The sequence below is a fragment of the Variovorax ureilyticus genome, from assembly GCF_037889935.1.
Lineage (GTDB): Bacteria > Pseudomonadota > Gammaproteobacteria > Burkholderiales > Burkholderiaceae_C > Variovorax > Variovorax ureilyticus.
Genome location: NZ_JBBKZU010000002.1, coordinates 419779 through 443480, shown reverse-complemented (window position 1 = coordinate 443480; position 23702 = coordinate 419779). Strand labels below are relative to the sequence as shown.

Here is a 23702-nt window from a genome sequence, read left to right as displayed (position 1 = left end):
TGCTCTGGGACATGAAATGGAACGAAGCTGCTCAATGGGCTGCTGCGCGGTCGCGCACGCCGATGTACTGCTCGGGCTCGAATACAAGGCCGACCGCATAGTTCTTGGCCGCCGCGGTCCGCTGGCTGCCGGCCGCGAAGCGCGCCCCGGTTCCTTCGGAGCCGCCGAGCCATGTCGACCAGCCGAGCTTCTCCTTGTCTTCGAGACGCGCAGGCGGCGTGCTGTCGTTTCGGACCCGCAATTCGACTTCCCACACGAACTCGTGGCCGATGAAGCCGCGCACCCACTCCATGAGCAACGGCAGATCCTTGCCTTGCGGGGTGAAGCGCAGGTATTGCTCCAGGCTCAGTGGGCCGAGCACGAGTCGAAACTTGTTCTGCCGGTCGGCCACCACCTCGCCCGCGATCGCGCCCATGCCCATCACGCTCGATGTGCGCGGCTCGCCAAGGTGCGTCTGGTCCTCTTCGTCGATGCGAATCCAGTGCATCACGAACTCCTGAAGCTGCACCGGCACCGCAAAGAAGCGCGCCAGCGTGCAGGCCAGGCCATCGGGATTGCGTGCCTCGCGGGTCAGGTGGGTCGAGGCGGCCAGTCGTGCATGCGAAGGCAGCACCGAATCGCGGATCTCCAACGGATCGTGCCCCGTGAGGCGCGCGACGTAGCGGCTGAAGGTCTCGTCATCCGGCCGGTCGAGGCCTGCTGCTGATTGGCTCTGTGCCCACGCACGGTACATGTGCGTGAGGTAGCGGTGATGAAAGATGTCGAGAAAGTCGGCGAGCGTGCCGTCGTTGTAGTTTTCGGCACGGTCGCGGACCCATTCCGTGTAATGCAGCGGCAGCGGACCATTGGGGCCGAGCAAACCGAGGCCGTAGAGCCGCACCGTCGGCACCGCCGGGTTGTTGCCCTTGCGCGCATTTGGAGTGCCCACGCCGGACGACACCTCGTCATCGAGGGGCAATGCCACTTCGGCGATCTCGCGCGGCGCAAAGGTCAGCGCGGCCGTCTGCGCGAGCCGGAAAGGCTCCTGCTGCGGCCGGCTCGCCAGCCCGATGCGCGGCTGGTTCGAATGAACGGCGCCGAATCGGCGCATGAGCGTGGTGAAGCCGAACCTCCACGGCTCGCGGCGCAAGCGCGCCAGCAGCTCCTGCAGGCCGAGGGCCAGAGGATCTCGATCCCGACGCATCAGACGATCCCCCTTCCGCCCATGCGCACCGGCCAGCTCGCGACGGCGCCGCGCTGCATGGATTCGAGCACGGTCTGCGTGAACACGTTGATGCTCACGTGGCGCGCGAGGTAGTGCTCCAGCACCAGCCCGAACAGATAGGGGCTCGTCCCCGAGAAGCCTTCCTCGTCCACGCTCAGGGTGCAGCGCACGCCGCGCCCGTAGATCAAAGGCCCCGCACCCGGCAAACGACGCGTCACCGGCTCGATGCGCGAACCCACGAGGCTTTCGATCTGCCGGCGCTGCACTTCGTTGTCGGTCGTCACGAACAGCCGCAGCATGTCGCGCAGCGCCTGCGCGCCCTCGCGGTGCGGCATGTCCGCGAGCGGCAGATGGTTGAAGCCCAGCTGGCGAATCAGTCGCCATGCCATCGCGCGCTGCGCGAAGGGCGACTTGGGCGTGCTCGGCGGGCGGATGAGGCCGACGCCCCTCACCGGAATCGAGTCGGCCAGGACCAGGTCGTTCTCGCCGTTGCGCGGAACCAGACACGGCAGGTCGCGATTGGTCAGCAGCGCGGTGACCGACAGATGGCGGATCGACTCCGGATAAGGCGCCTCGTTCTGGTCCACCAGCGAAATGAAGACCTCCGTGCCGATGTAGGGCGTGCGCGTGCCGTACTTGCGCGAGGTGTCGGACGCCAGACGCGGCTCGCGCCGTACCGAGAAGTAGCGTCCGTGGTTGCCCTCGTCCTCGTTGAGCGTCTGGTACATCGGCCGGAAATCCATCGCCGCCGTCGTCTGCGCCTGTTGACCGCGGATGTGCCTGACCGAATACACCTCGAAGTCCATCGGTCGGGACCGGTCGGGCACCAGATGGAACTCGGGCTGCGCCGGATCGATCTCGATGCGGTCGGTGCGGCGCTCGAACAGGTTGACGACCGGCGTGCAGAACAGCGCGAACTGCCCCGCATCGACCAGGCCATCGAGCCAACCCGGCGGCCGCGTCAGCAGCACCAGGATCTCGGCCTCCTTCCCTGTCACGCGCGAAAGACCCGGCGCCAGTTGCGTGAGCGTGAAGAAATAGAAGCGCTCCGGGCAAGCGAAATACTCGTGCAGCAGGTTGTGGCCGTGGAAGGTGTTCCACTCCAGCGGCAGCAATCCCTGCCCCGGCTCCAGCCCTTCGTGCACGAGCGCGCCTTCGGTCACCACGTGCGGACGCTGCATCAGCTTGCCCGGCTCGCCCGTGAAAGTCGCCACCGCCGAGGTGTGAAGCAGCTCGAACAGGTGCGAGGCCACCTGCTCGTTGCCGCTCAGGTACACCGGCAGCCGGTCGAGCCCCACCAGTTCATCGAAATCGAGTTCACCCAGCACGCGCAGCCGCAGGCGCAACGCACCCGTCACCTGCACATGCGGCGGCACGTAGCGCTCCAGCGCCGGAATGTCGGGCGGCGCGCCGGTCAGCTTCACGTCCACGATCTCGATCGGCCACAGCGTGACATCCTGGCTCGAGCGGAACTCGCACGGCGTCTGCTCGCCGGACGGCACCCGTGCATGGAAGGCCGTGTCGCGCGGCACCACGAAGCCGCGCGTGAAATCGCCTTCTTTCACGCTCGGCGCGAGCCGCGCCACCGCCATCGACGGCGTCGGGCTCAGGTAGTCGGGGTAGAGCACCTCCAGCAGCCGCTGCGTGAAACGCGGAAATTCCGCATCGAGCTTGATCTGCATGCGCGCCGACAGAAAGCTGAACGACTCGATGAGCCGCTCCACGTACGGGTCGTGCACCTCCACGCCATGCATGCCCAGCCGGCGCGCGATCTTCGGGTGCGAGGCGGCGAACTCGCCCGCCATCTCGCGCATGTAGATCAGTTCCTTGTTGTAGTAGTCGAGAAGTTGGGGGTCCATCAGATACCTCGAGGAAGAAATGGCATGCGCCTCACAGCAACGCCCGCTTCGGACTACGCGATGCGCTCGTCATGCTCATGCGATTGGTTTCGAGGTCCACCGAACTCTGGACCGAGAGTTCGAGCGGATAGGGCTTGAGATTGATCATGGCCCGGATCTCGAACAGCAGCACGTTGTACTGGTCGCGCATGCCCTCTTTCATCAAGGGCAGCACCGTCACCGTTTCAGGCAACAGCCGCGGCTCATAGTCCTGGATGGCGCGGCGGATGATGCGTTCGATGTCCTCCCACTTGCGCTCCGACAGATAGCTGCCGGCGAGCGGCGGCACGCCGAAGTTCACGGCGGACGACGCGGCTTCCGGATAGCGCTCGCGATCGATCAGGTCCTCGGCATTCGTGGCGTTGAGCAGCAAGGCGAGATCGCGCTGCACGATCTCGCGCATGCGGCTGGGCGACACGGCGTACTCCGAAGCCGATTCCACGGCGCGGCTGGGTGCCTCGTCCCGGAGCCGGTCGAACAGCGTGGGCATCAGCTGGGCATTGGCGCGCGCGACGCGTTCGTCGGCCGGCCGAGGCGAGCGCACACCCGGATGGAACGGATGCACGGGATTCAGACCGCTCACGGGCTCGCGGCGCCGGGCCGTCAGCACGTCTTCCGGTAGGGCTTCATCCAGCGGCATGGCTGCCCCCTTCCGCGGCCTCTCCGGGCGACGGCTGTTCGTTGTTGGCGAACCTGCAGTCCCGCAAGTCCAGCAGCGCCACGTCGCCCGCATCGGTTGCCCACATCTTCTGCCCGCGCGCGACGACGCCGGTCCGGCCGACGTCGGTCCACACCGTTTCGCGCGCCATCAGCAGCGCGTCACGGTCGCCCGCATGCACCGGGTAGCGCATCGGCATATAGCCCTTGAGCGCGGTGCCGTCGCGCAGCACCAGATCGACCTGCGCCCAGACCAGATCGAGCAGATGCGCCGGCGCCGCCTTGCTGATCGAAGCAAGGTCGGAAAAGGCCAGCCAGCGGTAGGCACCGGCCAGGAGGACCTCGCACACCGGTCCCAGCCGCGTATCGGTATCGGTCACCCACGCGAAGGACATCAGATTGCTCCCACCGGCCGTCTCCGGCGCCTGCGCCAATGCGGCCTCGCGCGCAAGATCGGCTGCCTCCAGTGCGGCAGCGCCGCCCGCGGCGGCCTGCGTGAGCGCTTCACCCAGGCCGGCCATCCACGCGGCCGCCGATGTGCCGCTGGCCGTCAGCGTGGCGGGTTCGGCACGGCCCCCGAACAGTTCCGCACGCCGATGCTCGGCACGGATGAGACCGCGCATCACATGCGCGGTGCTCTCGTTGTCGCGAGACGAGCCGGCCCACGCCTGCAACTGCTTGAGCGCGCGCTCCCACTGACCCAGCACGCAAAGCAGCTCGAACAGCAGCCAGCGGGCACGCGCCTCCTGCGGCTTGGCACGCACGCCGGCTTCCGCTCGCGAAAGGGCTTCGGACAAGGGCCTGGCGTGCAACCACTCCCGGAATGATTGGGATGGGTTGGCGACTCCGCCTGCCGGATTGGATGTCGTCATCGAATACTCGGGTGAAATATGAAAGGAACCACCTCGGCGTGCCGGTCTACGCGGACTGCTTGCCGCCCTGCCCCACCCGCTCGATGGGCATCGGACTGTCGGGCGACAGCGCGTGGTGCTCGCGACGCGTGAGGCTGGGAATCGAGGCCTGGATGCCGTGCGCGACCTCGGGCGCAAACAGCCGCAGCACCTCGTCGGGCTCATCGGCATCGAACACCAACGATCGGCCCATCGTGTCGAAGCCCGTGAGGGTTTGGTCGATGGTGAATGGCTTCTCCAGCACGTCGCGCACCAGCGGATACGCCTCCACCGCGTCGCGCGTCATCTCTTCCAGCGTCTGCAGCGCAGCCTCGCCGGTGAGCGCATCGCCGCTCTCCCAGATCGCGTTCCCGGCCGCCCGGGCCGGGTCGCGCACCGTGCGGACGAATTCCGCGTGCAGGTCGTCGAACAGGGCATCGGCCGGGTCGGCGTGCGATCGACCGGCGTGCGAAGCCATCTCCGCCACGGGCTGCATCGCAGGCGGCACTGGCTGCCGGTGCGCGGTCGGCAACTCGCCGAGCAACTCGGCCAGCGGATCAGACGCGGCCTGCGGCCTCGCTCCGTCGATGTCGAGCGCACCGAACAGGTCATCGAAGGCTTGCGCCGGCGTCGAGCGCGAGCCGTGCGCAGGCATCGCAAGGTCGCGCAGATCGAAGGCCGCCGCCTCTGCATCATCCGCTGCCAACTCCACGACGAAGCGAAGCAATCCGATCTCGAGCGCGTCGCCGTGGGCGACGGGCCTCTCCGATCCTGCCGGCACCCGCTCTCCGTTCAGGGAGCATGCAAGCGAATGGCTGTCGTTCGCCATGCGCCAGGACCGGCCTTGCAGATCGATCCGGCACAGATCGGCCTCCCTGCGTTGCGCGTCGTCCAGCCTCTGTCCATCCAGTTCGAGCGCATCGGCAAGGCCCACGCCCCATGCCGGCACGGACAGCACCGCGTCCATGGGATTGCCATGGCTGCGCACGAGGCGCAATCGCAGAGAGGACCGGCCCGCGCTCACCGTCCGGTCTGAGGGTGTGTTGTCGTTCATGACTCGGTTCTCCAAATATCCGCCAGGCGGGTCCCCGCATTGACGAAACCACCGGCCGCGTCCTGCTGCCAGAAGACACTCTGCGCGTGCGCGCCATGCAAGCGCGCAGGCCAGCCGGCCCACGGCAGGTGGCGCACACCGCTGAGATCGCCGGCCGCATCGTCAACAGTCGCAAGCCCGGCAAGGCGGTCCAGCAGCACCTGCGAGCGCGCGTCCTTGGTGCCCGCCGTTTCGGCGGCAGGCGCCGCGCGGCCGAGCCGGCTCAAAGCGGGCCTATGCAATTGCCACAAGGCATGCACCGTCCGCTCCAGTACCTGAAGCTCCCCCGTTGCACCTGCGGCGCCGTGCCGCCCCACTGCTCGCGCCAGCCAGAACAGCCAGTCGCGCGGATGATCGGCCTGGGCCTCGAAGTGCCGCCGGACCCAACGCGCATGCGCCCGCTGATAGACCAGCAGCGCGTGACGGCGCCCCGTCCGGTCCGCAGAGGGCACGACGACCCCCAGCACGAAGTACCCGGGCGCGAACGCGAGCGACCCGGGCGGCAGCACGAGGGCGGCAGGCAGCAACGCGGCACCTTTCACCGCGTCGAGGGCCGCATGCGCCGCGAGCCAGGACTGCCACCCTTCGCCTTCGCCATGCCGCACGCCGCTGCGTACGAAGTCGGCATGGCCCGATAGCTTGCCCCAGATGGCAGGCGGCGAAATCAGGCGATGCGAGATCAAGGCTTGCAGCATGAATCCGACTCAGGCAAATCGACCCGGACAACGAAAGCCCCTGAGCACGTCGCTGTTGAGCGGGTTCGGCTGGCTGCCGGTGTTGATGTCGATCAGGGCCTTGCGCCCATCGAACTGGAACTCCACGCTCACGCGCCCCGGCGTGGCGGTGTTGACGATGCGCCCCTTGTCGATCAAGCGGAACAGCGCCCACGGGCCGTTGGTCAGAGCCGTCGATGTCGGCCCCGAAATACGCGGATTGGCCGTCAGTTCCGCCGTCGATCCGCCACGCGGCCCCGGCCAGGCCACTGGGAAGGGCTGCACCGGGCCGTGAGCATAGCGCATCCCCTGCCCATCGACGTCGATGATGAGGTCCGTGATGCTCGGCTCCAGCTCCATCACCTTGAGCTCCAGCTTCCAGCCGAACTTCTTTCCCGCTGCATCGCGGAAGAAGACGTTACGGATCTGGCGCGCGCGATAGAACGCATCCAGATTCGGTCCGCTCTGCGGCAGCAGCTTCAGCAGTTCGCCCACCAGCGTCGGCCCCGTGGTGGCGGGCTGCGGCGCAATATCGCTGGCCACCCCTTCGGCCCCGACCATGGCGTTCGCTATATCGGGACTCTTGTAGCGCCACGGCCGCACGCTCGTGTCCACGAAAGGCGCGAGGTACTTCGTGAAGAACTCGTCCGCGGCACCGCCCGCGGCAAAGACCTGCGTGAAGTCCTCGATCGATGCATCCTCCGCCACGGCGGCGAGCGGATAACGACCCTCCACGCCTCGCCGGCAAGGCTCGCTCACCTGCATGGCCATCAGGCCCATGATCCGGTCGAGCTGGGCTTGGGCCTGCTTGCGCAGGATGTCGGACGATCCCTGCGCCACCTTCTCGCCGCCGCTGTCGGCCAGCGCGGTCAGCACTTCGCGAAAGGGCGCCGGCAACTTGCCGGCCTCCAGCTTCAAACGCGCACCCACTTCCGCGCCGCCCGGCGGCAGGCTCCCCGAGGCGAGCGCCGTGTCGGCCACCACGAGGAGGGTGTAGAACTCATTGATCAGGCCCGAGATGTTCTCCAGGCCCGGCTTGGCCGTGCTGGCGCCACTGTTCGAACTCAACGCGATGTCGGGCTGCCCCGTGACCACCTCGCGCAGGGCCGCGAAGCGGTTGTCGACGATCTCCTTTTCCATCCGCTCCTCGGGACGGATGCCGAGGTTCTTCCCGATCTCCCGGGTCTGCTTGTTCAGCTCGTCGGTGGCCTTGTCGAAGAAGCTGCGATCTTCCTGCGCGCGCGTGACCAAGGGCCGCGACAGCGTGGTTTCGCGCGCTGCCTCACGCGCCAGCCGCGATAGCGGCGAATCCGGCGCCGCCAACTGGCGCAACACGCTCAGGTCGAAGCCCAGGCTCGTGCTCATCGCGTCGCCCGCCCCCACTGTGCGGATCGAGTCGAGGAACTCTTCCCAATGCGCGGCGTACTCCGTCAGGTATTGACGGCGGATATCGTCCAGCAGCGGGTTGCTCTTCAGTGCATCTTCCGCATCGCCCCAAGCGCTCTTCTTCGAAGCACCGGCGCCGCCGCGCCCCATGACCCAGGCATCGTCCTCCAGCGCGCGCCCCACGAACTCGGGCAGGCGCTTGCTGAAAAGGTCGTGGTAGCCGTCGTACGTGAACAGCCCCGGCACGCCCTTTTCCAGCGGCAGACCCTCCACCCGCGAGAACACCGTGCCCGCCTGCGGCCCGACGGCGCGGATCAGCGTGAACTCCTGTGGTGCCTGCGGCGCCATCACCGCCTTGGCCCGCTCGTACACGCGCTGCGTCGAGGTGTTGGCATTCAGGAACTCCTGCACCCGATGCACCAGCGCTTCGTTCGGCAGCGAGGCCGACTGCACCGGCCGCTTGCCCGAGAACAGCGCTTGCACATGCCCCACCATCGACGCGCGTCCACCGAAGTCCGCAGCGCTGCCGGTGTTCTCCCAATCCCGCAGCACCCAGTCGCGCACATCGCGCGCGCCGCCGCTCGTGTAGCGCTCGCGATCGTGCAGGAGCTTGTAGACCCGCAGCGTCTCGTAGGCGAGCTTCGGGTCGTCGTCCCTCACGCTCTGGGCGAGCACCGCTTCCATGCGCCGCAGGATCGCCGGCAGCAGCGTGTGGTCCTGCAACTGTGCATAGGTGTCCGACGCAGCGTCCAGCACCGGCGGCGCGCTGTAGAGCCCATAGAGAAAGCTCCCCGGCGGGTCGTACACGTCCAGCCCCGAATAGCCCGGCAACTCGCGCGCCGCATTGAGCACGTCCGGCACGCCGGCCGGCTTGAATGCAGCGAACAGCGTGCGCACCTGCGTTCCCAATGCCTCCACGCGCCGATGGACCGTCTCCAGGTACTTGCGGTTGTTGCCGAAGCTCAGCACCAGCGCACCCGCCAGCCACAGGAAGACCACCACCGCCAACGCGTGCCCCATCAGGCGCAGCAGACGGAAGCGGAACTCCCAACGTAGATTGGGCCGCACCAGGTGCGCCTCGGGAATGATCACCTTGGTCAGCACGTCCTGCAGGAAGAACCCGAGCCTGCCGCGCTCGGCATCGGTGACGAGCCGTGCGTCCAGTGGCGCCTTGGCGGGCGGCTTGGGTGTAGCAGGCGCACTCGCCGGCGCATCGGATTTCGCATCGGCCGTCTGCTTGTCAGCGGACTTAGCCTCGGACCTTCCATCGGACTTGTCATCGACGTCGCCGCCAGTGGGCCCGACCTTCAGGTCTTCCTTGGGCTCGGCTGGGGGCGCCTTCGGCTCCACCTGCACGACAACAGGCTTGGGCGCTGGAGCCAGGCTGCGCCACAGGCGCTGCATCAGCGTGCCCGAATCGGCCGGTACCGGCACCATCGCCTGCGCACCGCTCGTGAAGTACACGCCCCGCAGCGCGTTGTGATATTGGGTGTTGTCGAAGCGCGAATCCAGGAAGATCTCGTCGAGCACCTGCACCAGCGGCTCGATCAGCGCCTGCATTTCCTGCGGCAATCCGAGCAGCCGATGACGGCGCTCGAGGTCGTACTCCTCGTTCAGCCGTGTCCGCAGCCCCATGTCCAGGCGGCTCTTGAGCAGCCCGAACTCCGTGCGCAGCCGGGTGCGCAGCACCTCCTGCCGTTCGGCGATGGCCGCCGCCGAAGTCCGCGGCTTGCTGTTCAGCCCCTCGTAGGGCAGCGTGAAACCCCAGGGCTGCGCACGCCCCTCGCTCGTGAGCGACTGGAAATACTCCGAGAAGCCACCCAGCAAGTCCGCCTTCGTCACGATCACATACACCGGGAAACGGATGCCCAGTTCCTGCCGCAACTCCGCCAGCCGGTCGCGCACCATGCCCGCGTGGCGCATGCGCTCACTGCCGTCCAGGCGAAGCAGCTCGGCCGTGTTCAGCGCCACGAACGCGCCGTTGATCGGCGCACGCGGCCGATGCTTGCGCAGCAGGCCCAGAAAGCCGTGCCACTCCGTCGCATCGTTGCCCGCGTGACTGTCGCGCGTGGTGTAGCGGCCGGCCGTATCGATCAGCACGGCTTCGTTGCTCAGCCACCAGTTGCAGTGCACGGTCCCGCCGTCGGCGCCGAACGCCGCACTCCCCGAAGGACCGCCCATCCTTCGCGCCAGCGGAAACTGCAGGCCCGAATTCAGCAGCGCGGTGGTCTTGCCCGCCGAGGGACTGCCCACGATCATGAACCACGGCAGGTCGTACAGATAGCGCTTGCCCTCGAAGATCCGACGCAGGCCACCCGTGCCCCGCAGGCTCTTGAGCTGCGCCACCGCCTGTTGCACGATGCCCGTCACGCTCTTGATCTTTTCCTTCGCTTCATCGCGCGCCTTCTCGCTTTCGGACCGGGCAGTGAAGTACTTCGTGATCGCCTCCGGGTCTTCCCGCAGCAGACGCCAGAGCTTGAACAGCCACCAGGCGGCGCAGATCAGCACGATGAGGCCGATCGCCGTCGCACGCACCCACTCCGGCTGTAACGGCCGCGCCGCGCCCAGCGACAGCAGCGGCCCCGCATGCCATATCAGCAGGCACAACGCCGCCACGCCGGCAAGGCTCACCGGCCCGAAAGCGAGCCACAGGATCGCAAAGGCCAGGAACAGCACGATCAGGCTGATCCGCACGCCGACCGAAGCCAGCGGACGCAATCCGTCCACCGCGAGCAGCGGGCCCACGAACCAGATCACCAGCGCCAGCACCACCAGCCCGATGAAGGCCAGCGTCGCGCGGGAGAAGACGAGATCTCGAATTGACTTGAGGAATTGCATGAAAACTTTCCTGGCGCGCGTCAACCCGCCGTCTTGCCGATCGAGCCGATCAGCACCGAGCCGCACTCCGTGCGATGTCCTTCGAGCGCCACCGGTCTGCCGCCGATGTCGTAGCTCGCTTCGCCCTCGATGATCTTGTTGACCCCGTGCAGCGGGCAGTCCACTTCATCAAGCAGTCGCGCAATGGGTCTGTCGTGCACTGTGTTGTTGGCGGCGCCGGAGATCACCTTGCCGCCATGGGTGGTGGTGTCGCCCACCAGAATCACTCGTCTGCTCATGCGTTCCTCATCAATCGATATGGGTTGCCGTGGGGCGGTTCGCTGGCGCGGGCGGCGCGTCGCCCTGCGTCACCACGATGTCCACGCGCCGGTTGCGCGCACGCCCCGGCGGCGTGGCGTTGTCGGCCACCGGCTGCGCGTCGCCCTTGCCCTCCACCACCAGACGCTCCGGCGCGACCCCGCTGCTCTTGAGCACCTCCGCCACGGCGGCGGCGCGCTTCTCGCTCAAGGCCTGGTTGTCGGGGAACTGCCGCGTCCTGATCGGCCGGTTGTCCGAGTGCCCGGTGACCCGCACCGTACCCGAGACCTCGTTGATCTCGCTCGCCACCTTGGCGATGGTCGGCAGCAGCTTCGCGTTCACCTGTGCCCGCCCGGCCACGAACATGTCGTCGCCCTTGAAGCTCACGGCGCTGTGCTCGTCGTCCTCTTCCACACTCACCGTGCCGCGCGCGATCTCGGGCGCGAGCAGCTCCTTAAGGCGCAGCGACTTGCGCACCGGCGCCGGCGGCGGTCGCAGCGCGCCGATGGCGCGGATGTCTGCTTCCACCCCGGCGCTCTTCTGCACTAGCTGGTACTTGTACCAAGCGTATTGACCCAGCAAGGCCAGGGACAAAAGCGACGCCGTCACCCACACCGGGACCGTGCGCAGAAAGCGCAGCTTGGCCGCGCCCTCGCCCCGCCAGTGAGGCGACAGCTCGCGCGGCACCTCGCCGCGCACCCGCAAGACCATGTCATGGAGCCGGTGCCGGATCATCTCCAGCTGGCGACGGCCCTGGGGCTTCGAGCGGTACTCGCCTTCGAAACCCAGCGCCAAGATGAAGAACAGCAGATCGATCAGATCGACGTGCTCCTGCGGCGATGCGGCCAGGCGGCCGATCAGCAGAAAGACCTTGTGGCCGCCTTTGGTGTCCTCGTGGAACTCATGAGCCAATGACTTGGCAGCCCAGACACCCGTTTCCCCCCCCTCGCCTCCACCCCAGCGCTTGCGCTGAACCGCCTCGTCGATCGCGGTGCACAGCGCATAGCTTGCCGCGACCATGCGCTCGTGGCGGATCTGTGCACTGGTGCAGATCGCGCGGAAATTGCTCACCTCCCGCAACAGCAGGCGTCGGAGCACATCGACCTGCACCGGTTCCAAATCCTTCGGCATGTCGCACAACGCACGCAGCAAAGGTTGCGCGGCTTCGAGCAAGGGATTCACCGCCGCCTTGACGGCAGCGAGGCGGGCTTCTTGCGAGGGCTCAGCTACGAAGGAAATCGTCTTGGCCTGCTCGCCCTGCGTTTCACCACGCCACGGCTCTTTGCGCTCGCCCGCAGGCGTTTGGGTTCTGTTTGCGTCTGCGCCTTGAGGGGACGTAGCGGAGGTATTTGATTTGGTCTGATCAGGCATGGGAATGGCAATCGCATCGGCAGAGAAAAGCCGTCAGTTCATCGTGTGGCGGTGGCTCGGGAGTCGTCGTCTTTGCAAACTCAGTTGATAAGCGCATTGGTGAGCTGCATGGCTTCAAATTGGCTCCCAGTGAAGTCGACGTATTTGCCTTGCAAGTCGCCGCCCGTGATCTGCTGGCCTCTGCACTCCAGCAAGCTCACTCTCGACCAGTGGCTCGCGTCGAAATTCAGGCCCATCCAGTCGCACTTTTCGAAAGTGCAATCGCGAAATGTGCTTGCCTTGAACTGCGATTGCGAGAAAGTGCAATTGATGAAGGTGCACTCCGTGATCTTTATGCTCATCATGTCGCACTGGCTGAAGGAGCACCCGCTGAAGCGGCACGAGGTCCAGGCCGCATCCAGGAACGTGGTCGAAGTGAAGCTGCTGCCGCTGAAGGTGCAGGAATCGAAGGTAATCAGGTTGAGGTCCAAACCGGCGTAGGCGTTGCCATCGCTTTCGCCAGCGGGGCCGGCCCGGGCGCCGCCAGTGCCTTTACGCCATTTGTCATGGTCAAGAATGGTTTCTTGTGCGCTCATGGCGTTCCTTTATTGGCATCTCACTGGCGATCGATTCACTCATTCCAGCCTCTACGGTCGGTGTTGAGGCGATCTGGTCAAGCATGAGATAGATAAACATTCGAAGGAGGACATGAAAGTCGGAACGAGGGGCAACTCCCGCCAGTCGGCCTAAAAGCCAATAGAGAGGTGGTTAATGAACCAGATGAGCCCGCCGATCGGGGCCAGCACCACTGCGAATGCCAGAAGACCTGCGATGAGCCTCCCTGGGGTTCCCGGCTGGTGCGTGATAGCTGCCGACAGAAGGAGCCCGAACGCGAAGATCTGTGTAAAAGCCAACACCAGAAGCCCAAACTCAACGTCGGGGGGTCGACCAAAAAGACGAAAGCCCAACCAAGAAGCGCGAGCAGCAGCCCGCCCCACATTGCGGCTTGCGCAGGGTAGTCCTCCGAAGGTTCGTCATGCTTCCCTTCGAAGGCTTGGGCTTCTTTCATTGGATACCGATCAATTTTTGGTTATTACTTCTTCGGCCGCGCCTAGCGCTTGCGCACCGAGGCGACCATTTCGTCCCACAGCTTCAGCACCTGTTCGTCGGAAAGGCTGGAGTTGTCCTGTGGGTGCCGCTCGCCCTTGGCGTCGTCGTATTCGTTGCCTGTGTCGAAGGCGATGCCGAAGAACGGGCGGTCCAGCGAGCGCGGCTGGTTGTCTCGGCGTTCGATGGAGAACAGATGTTGTGTGACCGGCCGCGTTGTCTTGACCAAGGATTCTTCCGCAGCCTCGCCGCCCAGTTGGGTCTTGCCTTCGCGAACCGTCGCAACCATCGTGCGAAACAGCGGCTGCGCCTTGTAGGAGTCTTGCACTCTCTCCAACAGGCCCTGACTCGGCTGGCCCGTCACGGCGTGGTAACTCACGCGCAGGTGGGTATCCGGCAAGTCGTCGGCATAGAAGTCAAAAAGCGCCGTCTCATCATCCTGCCCCACATCGAACAGCACGCCCTGCACGCAGAAGCCCGGCTTGGCGCGCTCCGCGTTCTCGTAGGGCAAGAGCTTGGAGGCAATCATCTTCAGGCGGGCCTCGGCGGGGGCTGGATCGGCGTTCTTGTGACTAACGTTGTTGTCATCGTTGCTGTATGACTCTTGCTCCAACATGACGTGACGCGGTCCCACCAGCACATGCACTTCGGTCTTGATCGACAGGCCGTAGTGCTCATCTCCCAAACGTCGCAACAGGGCTGAAGAATTGTTCAGTTGTTCGCCGTGCAACAGCATGGATGTCTTGGTTGCAGCGTTCGTTTTGCCGTCCAATTCAAAGCGCCGCTTGTTCACCTCTTTCCAGAACTCTTCATTCGTGTAGCGCCCCGGCTTGACCGTGGCGTAGACGCGCTCGAAGTTCTTGTCCAGGCCGTAGTACAGCTCGACGTCCCCCCAGCCTCCGGTAATGAGTTCAAAGTTGGACGGCAGCGTGATGAGGTAGCGGCCGATGCAGTGGGTGGTACGTTGTGTTGTAACAGTGGTCATGGTCTTGGGGGTGTAGCCAGGGGCGTAGATGAATGGGAGCCAGCCGCGCATCGACGCGGCGGCGACAAGCACGAGCAGGAACGCCAATGCAATCAACGCCCAGCGGCTGTAGGGGCGGCGCCGCTGGCCTGTGGGAGGATGATTCGTCATGCTCAGCTCTTGGCCTTGACCGCTCCACCCTGCGGCACCCTGGCCTCCAGCGCGATCTTGCTGATGGCGTAAAGCGTCACCTGCCGCGCGATGGGACTCTTGTTGCCATAGGCCGGCTCATGCTCCACGCCGCTCAGGCGGAACACCTGACGCACCTTGGCGCAGTCGACCGGGCTGCGGCCGGACTGCGCGGGCACGGTGCCGTCGCCTGTGCCGTCCGCCAGATCGGCACGCAGTTCCCAATGGCTTGATGCTTCGGTGCTGAATTCAACGCCGCCGTCCGGCTGGGGGGCGGCCTTGACGCTTAGTTTCCACCCCACGTACTCAGGGTTGGCGCCATCCATCTGCACCTGCTGCGCCGTCATGCCGTAAACATCGTTGGGCGTGGGTGCTTTGTCATCGGCCCTTTTCCCGCGCTTCATTTGCCAGACGATGCTCTCGAAGCTTTTGGTCTTTTCCTTACTGTCGGCTCCGTAGAAGGCGTAGGTGTTGGGGTGATAGGAGTTGGCGGCAAGAACTTGTTTATGGAACGCTTCCGCCATGCTGATGAACTTCACGTAGTCGTTCCATTTAATTGGTGCCCCATCTTTGGGGGCCAGCCATTCCTCCTTCACCAGCGCCCACCAACGGTCCCGCCGCTTGTAGATTTCGAAGTAGGGGTCGGACACCGGCAGAGGCTGCTGCACGGGCGTCTTCCCATCAGGCCCGCGCACTTCCAGCCAGCCTCCTTTGTAGCGCTGGGTGGGCAACAGTTCGAGTGCGCCAGGGGCCTGCGCAAAGACCGCGGTCACTTCCTGCCCCGTCTTGCCGATCACGACGCCGGTAGCGTAGTCCTCTTCCACCACGCCCAACTTGCAGCGGCGGTAAGCGACAGGTGCGCCATCTACTGGCATGACGCCGTGCACGATGCCGGCAATACTCGACTTCATGTCGTCCAGCTGTTGGCAGGCACGCGCGACCAGTCCGCCCATGCTGTGCGTGACGACAATGACTTGCTCGCAGCGCGAAGCGGCGTTGTTGTTTTCCGCAATCACCTTCTTGATGCGCTGCTGCAGGAACTTGGCGGCCACGGCGTTGTCCTGCAGCCAGTTGTAGCCGAACGCGTAGACCGGAAAGAACCACTTGCGCAGCTTGTGGAAGTCGTCCGGCGCACTCGCCACAAAGTCTTTCTGCGGGCGCCAGACCTGATCCGCAGGATCTGCGGCACGCGAAGCCATCAGCGCAGCGATCTTGGCTTCGACCTCGGTCGCCGGTTTACCCGCGCGATGCCCATTGAGGGTGTCTTCGAGCATGAGCAGAAAATCTCGGTAGCTGCTCTCTCCGACCTCGCCCCAGCGACGCGCACGATAGATGGCTTCAAGCTGCTTGGCGTTGTTCGAAAAGATCGACCCTGCCGGTTTGGTCGGTACGTTGCCGCCCGGATCGACTTCGGTGCGGTCGGGGTGCAAGAGCTTTTGGCGGTCGCCGGCGCCTTCCCGGAATTTCCCCAGCGCCAGCTTGGCCGGCACCTCGCCCACCGTGGGGATATAGAACGAGTTCAGTCGCCAAACCGGCGGCCCCTTCTTCTCGATGGATTTCAGGTTGCTGCCCATCACACCAGGCACGAAAACGATGGGCAGTGCGTTCACGATGTCCACGCGAAGTTGAACCAGATCGGTCCGGTCCTTCGAAGTGAGATTGTGTCGGTAGCACATGGTGCCGTCGGGCTGCGGCATGGGAAACAGGACGCGCGCGGCACGGGATGGGGAGATGTCGTCAGTCATGTCGGTCATGGTTGGTGTGGCCGGTGAAGCCGAGGCAGGTTCAATGGGCCGGGCATGTAGCACCGCGCTGGATGCCCCCTTTTCCACGAGCGGCCTCGTTCTCAAGGGCCGGCTCTTGTGGCAGCAGCTTCACATAGCATCCCCCGGTCCGCTTTGTCATGACTGCTGGGATCTCGCCCTTGGCATTGGTACAGCCATGGAACGTGCGCTCGCCCGCGCTGACTTCATAGGGCACGTAGGATGTGTGCATCGAATCATCGGCCCCCTTCAGAATAAAGGGGCCGCACTTGCATAGATCACCAATCAGCGATTTGCAGTCCGTACCGGCCGGTGCACTATCCAGCTTGAGCGCGGCCTGATCGACGTCGCCGAATGCGAATGCGAAATGGGGGGGGCGGTATTTGTCGACCTGCAACGTCCATTGGTACGAGGAGCGGCCTGGCCCTATCCGGCGTTTAGATGTCGCGTCGGTGTAACCAACCATGTCGTCGTCGATTTCGATCGTCACGGTCGCCTTGAAGGCCCTGACCAGCTTCGCCAGTTCCTTGCCGCCTTGGGTCTCGTCATGGAGCTTCTCTTGGAGAGCTTTCAAGGTACTCTTCAAAGAGTCCTGGTCTACTTGGAACCCGTTCGAGATCCCGGACATCTCAGTAAAGCGCAGTGGCGCCACGCTCCAATTCGTGCTTGAGCCTTGGTCGCGGATGAGCCAGGGCAATTCGTGCTCATTCAGATGGGTCTTCAGATGCCGCCGCACGAAATAGACATGCGGTTTGACCTCACGCACTTCAGCCACGTCGGGCGATACCGACAGCGCGTGCAGCGCGGCCCTTGAAACTTTTGCCGCGTCTGCTTTTTCGGGCTCATACACGGCTAGCCAGTCGGCGAGGTCGTGGAATGTCCCGCTGTATGTGATCGCGATGCTCCCATCGCGCTCGATGACGATATGCTCTTCGACGCTCTGCGGAACGACCTCATCGCAGCCTTGCAGCGAGAGCAGGAATGGCACGAAATAGACGACGCTCCGGCGTAGAAAGCCCAACGATGATGCGACCCCGCCGACGGCGTTCAGGGCCCATTTTCCGATCCTTTTTAACTTCATATTGTTTCTCGCTTTGAAATTCGGTTGATGGATTCGACGCCATGAACGCAGACGCCCGCGCCCCGCCAAGTTCCAGTCGACGGTTAGGGCTGGAGACCCAGCAGTTCGAGCGCCACGCTGTCGGGGCCGACGCCCTTTTGCAGCGCAATCTGTGCGTCGGGACCGGTGACGCCTTCCACCACGCCGCCATCCATGTGCGTCAGGCGGTATTTCATGTTGGCGACCGGTTCGCCGGCCTGGTCCGTGATGACGAAGCCATCGTTGAAGCTGGTCTGCGGGAAACGCGGCAGGTCCGTCGACAAGGTGCTCGGGCCTTGCAGGACCCAACTGGAGGTCTTCGCGATGAACTGGCCCTTCATGCCAACGACCACCTGCCCGTCGCCGATGCGCAGGTAGGTTCCGTCTTCCACCAAGAGCAAGATGCTTTTCTTGCCCCGCACGACGACGCCTTCTTCCGTGGAGGTGATCGTGACGTCTTTCTCGCCGGTGATCTCGACGCTGTTGTGTTGCGCCTGCTGGATGAGCTTGCCCTTGTTGGCGATGCTGCGGATGTCGCCGGCAACGGCGAATTGCTCGATGTCCTTGCCGGCGCTTTGCAGGATGGAGCGGCCTGCGTAGTGCTGCTGGTTTCGGCTGGCGACGGTGTCGATGTTCTGGCCCGCGTACTGGGTGTGGTCCCTGGGCGTGGCGCTGGCAATGCCGGCGGCGCCGCTGATCGCAAGCACCGGCTGCCCTCCCGGTGCCTTTCCCTTCGCGTCGGCCTCTGGGCCGGTTCCGTGACCCAGCGCATCGACGGCATCGCTGAGGTCTTGCTGCGGGGTGATCTCGCGGGCCGCGCCCTGGCAGTCCGCGGCCGTCTTGCCGAGGTCTTCGGCCAGTGCCAGCGCCTGCCGGAGACAACTCACCAGTTCGTCCCGGCTCAGGACGCCGCCGACCGCGTTGGAACGGCCATCGGTGGTGAGAAGCAAACCCTTGGCGGCGCGCATGGCACCGTGGCCATCGCTTCGTACCTCGACGCCTTCGCCTCTGGAATCCTTGCGTCCGGCGTTGTCCTCGATGCGGGTGATGTGACCCGCGCTGAAGGAACTGCTCAGGTGATCACTCTTGACCTGGACCTGGATCTTCTCGGCGGTGTCGTCGAGGACCAGGTGATTGGACCGACCTGCTGCCGAGTTGCCGCCTTCCTTGGTGAGTTCTCTACTTCGGAAACCACTCAATGCCGACTGGCCCGGCAAGCTCCACGGTGGCAGGTTGCTCTGGTTGTACACGCGCCCGGTGCAGATGGGCAGGTCGGGGTCGCCGTTCTCGAAGTCGACGATGACTTCCTGGCCGATGCGGGGAAGATGGGTGGCACCCAGCTGGTTGCCCGCCCACGCGGCGGAGACCCGGACCCAGCATGAACTGCTCTGGTTCTTCTGGCCGATGCGGTCCCAGGGGAACTGCACCTTTATGCGACCGAACTCGTCGGTCCAGAGGTTCTGGCCTTCGGGGCCGACGACCAGCGCGGTTTGCGGGCCGTGGGTGTGGGGCTTCTGCCGGGTCAGTGCGGGGCGAAGCGGCTCCTTGACGGGATGGGCAATGAAGTCGACCTCGACGCTCCATTGCTGCCCGCGTCCGGGCGCTGCATCGGCGATCTGGCTGTCCTGGGCCACGTCCTCGACCAGGAAGACGGTGTCCAGGATCAGGTACTCGGCGTTGGCTTGCTTGCGCGGGTGCTTGGCAAGCCAGAAGGTGCAGCCGGGCACCATGCCCCGCAGGTTGCCACTGGCCTTGGCGCGCGCGCCGTGGGTGCGCAGGGCCTGCATGCGCACCAGGCCAAGGAAGCGGCCTTCCTCATGCGGGTCGTTGGCGCCTGCGGTGCCGGCCTTGGGCTGGGCGTAGTGGCTGCCTCCTATGCCGGCGTGCCACTGGTAGACCTCGCCGTCGGCGTGCCCGGTCGATCTCGGGTCGCTTCGGGTCTGGGTGAGATCGGCGCGGGGGCGCGTGTAGTCGTAGTCGCGGGTGGTGTAGCGCCCGCTGGTGAGGTGATTGCGGGGGACGAAGCTGTGGATGTACTCGGCGTCCGGTTTCCAGCCCGGCGTGTGGTATTCAATCTTGCGGTACGCCTCGCTCGCGTTCTCCTTGAACGCCCCCATGTTGTCGATGAGCACCAGGCGATGCTTGCCTTCGGCGTGCTCGAAGAAGTAGCTGATGCCCCATTCCTGGCACAGGCGCTCGAAGAATTCGAAGTCGCTCTCGTTGTACTGGGTCTGGTAGTCGCGCTGGGGGGAGGTCTCGATGAGTCGCTTGTCGACGGCGAAGGGGTATTTCTCCAGAAGGCCGTCCAGGATGTCGACCACTGTCTTGTTCTGGAAGACCCTGCAGTCGGTGGTTTCGGTCGCCAGGTACAGCCAGGGGCGCAGCGTCAGGGTGTACAGGATGTGGCGGCCTTCTTCGCCCAGACAGGCGGCGTCGCTGATCAGGGCGTTGATCTGGCGCACGCCCGCGCCGATGTGGTCGACGCTCGGGCCCACCGCGCCGGGGAGGAATTGGCCGGAGCCGTCGAGCTGGATCGAGCAACTGATCTCGCGGCCGATGAAGTCGTCGAGGTTGAAGTCGGCCGCTTGGCTGGCGCCGAGGTTCAACGCATCGGGGGTCTTGAGCAGGAGCTCGTATTCGAACAGGCTGTTGAGGCCTTCGCGGCCCGAGAGCCGCACCGGCTCCAGCGCGGGTGCGCCAAGGTGCTGCGGAATCGCCGGCGATTCGACGGACAGGGTGCGCTTGCTTTGCATCTGATGACCTCCTTCACTTCGACCTGACTTATTTCTCTCTCACGCCCCACAGCTCCATGCGCAGGCCAGGGATCTCGCCGGCGATGTGCAGTGCAAGGCCGCCGTACTCGACGAGGTGCTCCCACAGCGGCCCGCGCGAATCGACCTGGAAGTAGACGAAGCCGGCGTTGAAGGGGATCTGTCTTGGCGGCACGGGCAGCGTCTGCAAGGGGATGCCAGGCAAGTGCGAGCGGATGAGTTCGGGCAGCCGGTCGCTGGGACCGACCTTGCAGCGCGCGGGGAACTGGCTGGCGAGCACGTCCGCTGGGGCGTGCGCCGCGACGGCGAAGACGAGGCTGGAGAAGCCTTGCAGTTCGCCGGGATCAACGTTGGCCACGCGCACGCCGTTGGCGCGATCGGTGAGCGGGATGCTCTGCGCGCTGCGCACCAGCACGTCGTTGAGCAGCGACTGCACATCGCCGACCAGTTCCTTGAAGGACAGGTACGGGTCGACGTGTTGATACGCCGGATGCTCCTCGGGTCTTCGTGTGCGGGCGCGCACGAAGGTGGCGAGTTCACCGCTCAGGGTGCGCAATGCGGTGTAGATCTCTTCGGGCGAGGTCTCGCGCACGCGCAGCCAGTGTTCGAGCAATGGTTCGTAGCGGTTGAGGATTTGCAGCAGCAGGAAGTCCGAGACTTCGGCCGCTTCGCTGGACTTGCCGTCGTTGCCGCTGAGGCGCGACGCCAGGGATTGCGCGCGCAGGCGGCACAGGCCATGGGTGTTGGCGATCCAGTCGGTCAGCAAGGCACTGGCGCCGTAGCCCGCGACGGGGGGGATGAGGTGCGTGTCGATCGCGATGCTGCCGTCCGAGCGCAAGGTGGCCACGCGGGTGAGCGGCAGGCCGATCCATGCGTCGGTCATCTCGCGCTGCGGCAGCAGGCGAAGACGCAGGCGCGAGAGTTGAACGGTCTTGGGGCCTTGGCCGATGGAGTTGGCGTCTCGGAGTTCGGTGTCGAACACGGAGAAGCGCGCCAGCGATCCGGTCGATCCGGCTGCGTCGTCGAAGGTGGTCTCTTCGCCGTTGGGGGTGCGGATGGGCACCGCCAGATAGATGATCTGCTCCAGATGCTCGGGCAGGATGGTGAGCGGCGCCGGAGGCGGCGTCTGGCCCGGCGTGTCGAAGGGGGTTCCATCCGAAAAGATGCCCGCCGCGCTGGCGAGCACGACCTTGCCCAGCGAGAGCGACTCGACGTCGATGGCGTAGTGGCTGAAGCCCCAGTAGAACGGGCTGAGCGCTGCCGCACGCTTGTGCGCGAGGTGTTCGAGGTAGCGCTCCTGCTGCTGGAAGAGTTGCGGACGCAAGAAGAGCCCCTCGCTCCAGGCGACCTTGTTGTACCAGTTCATGGTGTCGTTGTTTCCTTGGGTAGCGCTGTGGCTACTCGATGGTCGTGAGCCGGATGCCCTGGGACTCCAGCTGAATCTGCAGCTTGGCCTTGTTGGCGGGAATCACGGAGCGATACCACGACGCTTCGGGCGCGGGCGGGAGCGTGTGCACGACGCGCCAGGTGGCATTGGGCAGATCGCGATAGCCCGCAAGCACGCCGATGGCGGTGATGTCGGGATGGGACTTGCGGCGGATGCTCTTGACGTCGCCGGGCCGCAGGATGAATTCGTCGCGCGCGAGCAGGTCTGCGGCGAGCAAGGTCTTGTCGTTGTTGTGCAGAGAGAAGTAGTCGGCGGCTTCGAATGTGTTCTCGGACTTCAGCTCATAGAAGCGCACCATGATCGGCGCCGCTCTTTCCTTGTCGTCCGGATTGACGTCGTCGGCGGCGGTGATGGTGATGTCGAGTTGGGTCTGCTCCTTGGGGGCGTAGGGGGTCGGCGTGCTGCATGCAGCCAGCGCACATGCCAAGGTCAAAGACAGAACGAATGCGAGAACCGGACGCATCGCCTGGGCGGGCCACACGCAGCGCAGGACATCGAATCGGCGCGACTCGGAAGGAAGGAAGGCCATATTGAAATGCGGTCGACGAAGGGGCGGGCGCAAGAGGCCGGACCCCAGGGCATTGGCACGCGCAGTTGCGCACGCCTCTGACCCGGGGTCGCGTTTCTCGGAGGGCCTGGAAACCAGGCCCGCGAACATCAGGACTCCTTGTTGCCCTTGATGTCGTAGCCGGCCGTGATGGTGCCGGCGCTGCCGCCTTGCGCGTTCTGCACGGCGTACTCCTGCTTCACCCTGGAGAAGGCGAGACTCACCTGTTCATGAATGACTTCATCCGCGGCTTGCCCGCTCGGCTGCACCATGCTGACGATCACGTCGGACATGGTGATGGTCAGGTACTCCAGCGGGTTGCCGCCGGCCTTGCGGACCGTCAGCTTGGCCTCGGGGATGTGCTTGCCGGTGAGGCAGTACTTCATCAGATTGGGGCTGGACTTGTCGATGCGATGGGTGAAGGTGAGGTCTTCGACCGTCGCCTTGCCAGCGCCGCCACCGCTACCCGAGTGCATGGAGGAGTTCTGCGTGATCTTCCACGCCCAATCGAGAACTTCGATTTCGCTCTTGTGCTTCGCATCCTGGCTCTCGCCATCGATGCCATCGAGCTTCAGAAAAATATCCTGTGCCATTTTTTCTTCCCTTTTTGAATGATTGTTTGAAAAACGCCAACGACGATCGTCGGCCTACTCAGTCTTGCAACTGATCCCTTCGAAGGCGAAACCGCCTTTTGTCTTTCTGTACCGATCGACGCACTGAGTCACGTTGTCGGGCACTCTGGTCGCCATCGATACGGCCTGTTGGCCATAGTCGCACCGCATCCACACCCCGTCTTTGGAAGAAGCATCCGCCCCGAAGTCCCAGCGGCTTTGAATCACGCCCTTCTCCCTTGAAGCGACAGGCTCTGGCTTCAGTTCGGCTCGCTGACTTGGAGGCCCGGAGTAGAAGCGAACACCGAAAAGCTTCAGTTTTCCGTCCGAGGGCACAACGACCCAATGTTCCGGCACGCCAGTTAGTGTTGCCGATGCGATCCGCGTTGAAGGCGGGCAAATGAGCTGTTCTGCGCCACACGAAATACCCAACGCGCTCAGCAGGCCGCCGACGCAAAATTGCCTGATTCCCTTGTTCATCAGCGAGTCCTATTCGATGATTGACAAAGCATCGGCGTTGTTACTGGGATCGACGAAGGTCCCGTCCTTGTTCTTCCCTAGCGACTTGAGATAGCGCCTCTGCACCTTCAGCTTGGTCGTGTGTTTCCATTGATCCACAACCCAAATGCCGCCAGCGTTCTGACTGAGGTAGAAAGCAGCATGGTCACCCGTGCTTCTGTTGGGATACTTTCCATTGACGAAGGTCGCGATTGCGGTTCCCTTCGCGATACTGGCATTGCCATGCACCTTGCGCCCTTCGGTCCAACTGCTGGTGTGCGGTACTTTGGCGTAGTGCTGTAGTAGCACCACGCATTGGTGTGTGCCAACCAAGTCGGTATCGTCCAGGTCTTCAGCCTTTGAATGGACGTACGGCATGC

General features: G+C 64.6%; 19 protein-coding genes. All 19 read right to left on the bottom strand.

The window, feature by feature from the left end; genetic code table 11:
- Nucleotides 1–31: 31 nt before the first annotated feature.
- Entirely contained in the window at nt 32–1183 is a 1152-nt protein-coding gene (tssG, locus tag WKW77_RS06495) for a type VI secretion system baseplate subunit TssG (protein ID WP_340356021.1), read from the bottom strand.
- The gene (tssF, locus tag WKW77_RS06490) at nt 1183–3063 is read right to left on the bottom strand and encodes a type VI secretion system baseplate subunit TssF (RefSeq protein WP_340356020.1); all 1881 of its coding nucleotides are present in this window, start codon (nt 3061–3063) and stop codon (nt 1183–1185) included. Before tssF ends, tssG begins: the two co-directional genes overlap by 1 nt.
- A 31-nt stretch (nt 3064–3094) precedes the next feature.
- A complete protein-coding gene (gene tssE / locus WKW77_RS06485) occupies nt 3095–3592 on the bottom strand; it encodes a type VI secretion system baseplate subunit TssE (protein WP_340356203.1) in 498 nt (165 codons plus the stop codon).
- A 136-nt stretch (nt 3593–3728) separates the two neighbouring features.
- Nucleotides 3729–4556 carry a type VI secretion system accessory protein TagJ gene (locus tag WKW77_RS06480; protein WP_340356019.1) on the bottom strand — a complete coding sequence of 276 codons (828 nt, stop codon included), beginning with the start codon at nt 4554–4556 and terminating at the stop codon, nt 3729–3731.
- A 121-nt stretch (nt 4557–4677) separates the two neighbouring features.
- The gene (locus WKW77_RS06475; protein ID WP_340356018.1) at nt 4678–5703 is read right to left on the bottom strand and encodes a TagK domain-containing protein; all 1026 of its coding nucleotides are present in this window, start codon (nt 5701–5703) and stop codon (nt 4678–4680) included.
- A complete protein-coding gene (tagF, locus tag WKW77_RS06470; RefSeq protein WP_340356017.1) occupies nt 5700–6437 on the bottom strand; it encodes a type VI secretion system-associated protein TagF in 738 nt (245 codons plus the stop codon). Before tagF ends, WKW77_RS06475 begins: the two co-directional genes overlap by 4 nt.
- Nucleotides 6438–6446: 9 nt before the next feature.
- On the bottom strand, nt 6447–10679 hold the full coding sequence (gene tssM / locus WKW77_RS06465; protein WP_340356016.1) for a type VI secretion system membrane subunit TssM: 4233 nt from the start codon (nt 10677–10679) through the stop codon (nt 6447–6449).
- A gap of 20 nt (nt 10680–10699) precedes the next feature.
- A complete protein-coding gene (locus WKW77_RS06460) occupies nt 10700–10957 on the bottom strand; it encodes a PAAR domain-containing protein (protein ID WP_340356015.1) in 258 nt (85 codons plus the stop codon).
- A 10-nt stretch (nt 10958–10967) separates the two neighbouring features.
- Nucleotides 10968–12347: a type VI secretion system protein TssL, long form gene (gene tssL, locus WKW77_RS06455; RefSeq protein WP_340356014.1), complete on the bottom strand. Its 1380-nt coding sequence runs from the start codon at nt 12345–12347 to the stop codon at nt 10968–10970.
- Between the two features lie 80 nt (nt 12348–12427).
- Nucleotides 12428–12922: a pentapeptide repeat-containing protein gene (locus WKW77_RS06450; RefSeq protein WP_340356013.1), complete on the bottom strand. Its 495-nt coding sequence runs from the start codon at nt 12920–12922 to the stop codon at nt 12428–12430.
- A 515-nt stretch (nt 12923–13437) separates the two neighbouring features.
- Entirely contained in the window at nt 13438–14568 is a 1131-nt protein-coding gene (locus WKW77_RS06445; RefSeq protein ID WP_340356012.1) for a T6SS immunity protein Tli4 family protein, read from the bottom strand.
- A gap of 2 nt (nt 14569–14570) precedes the next feature.
- A complete protein-coding gene (locus WKW77_RS06440) occupies nt 14571–16340 on the bottom strand; it encodes an esterase/lipase family protein (protein ID WP_340356011.1) in 1770 nt (589 codons plus the stop codon).
- A 31-nt stretch (nt 16341–16371) separates the two neighbouring features.
- Nucleotides 16372–17430, bottom strand: coding sequence for a hypothetical protein (locus WKW77_RS06435; protein WP_340356010.1), 1059 nt, complete (start codon nt 17428–17430; stop codon nt 16372–16374).
- 83 nt (nt 17431–17513) lie between these two features.
- Nucleotides 17514–20201, bottom strand: coding sequence for a type VI secretion system Vgr family protein (locus WKW77_RS06430; protein ID WP_340356009.1), 2688 nt, complete (start codon nt 20199–20201; stop codon nt 17514–17516).
- A gap of 28 nt (nt 20202–20229) precedes the next feature.
- Nucleotides 20230–21585, bottom strand: coding sequence for a type VI secretion system baseplate subunit TssK (tssK, locus tag WKW77_RS06425; RefSeq protein WP_340356008.1), 1356 nt, complete (start codon nt 21583–21585; stop codon nt 20230–20232).
- Between the two features lie 31 nt (nt 21586–21616).
- Nucleotides 21617–22129, bottom strand: a complete 513-nt coding sequence (tssJ, locus tag WKW77_RS06420) for a type VI secretion system lipoprotein TssJ (RefSeq protein WP_340356202.1) — start codon at nt 22127–22129, stop codon at nt 21617–21619.
- A gap of 194 nt (nt 22130–22323) precedes the next feature.
- Nucleotides 22324–22806 (bottom strand): Hcp family type VI secretion system effector, encoded by a 483-nt coding sequence (locus WKW77_RS06415; protein ID WP_340356007.1) that lies wholly within the window; start codon nt 22804–22806, stop codon nt 22324–22326.
- A 54-nt stretch (nt 22807–22860) separates the two neighbouring features.
- On the bottom strand, nt 22861–23304 hold the full coding sequence (locus WKW77_RS06410) for an STY0301 family protein (protein WP_340356006.1): 444 nt from the start codon (nt 23302–23304) through the stop codon (nt 22861–22863).
- Nucleotides 23305–23313: 9 nt separating this feature from the next.
- A complete protein-coding gene (locus tag WKW77_RS06405; protein WP_340356005.1) occupies nt 23314–23700 on the bottom strand; it encodes a BPSL0067 family protein in 387 nt (128 codons plus the stop codon).
- Nucleotides 23701–23702 lie beyond the last annotated feature (2 nt).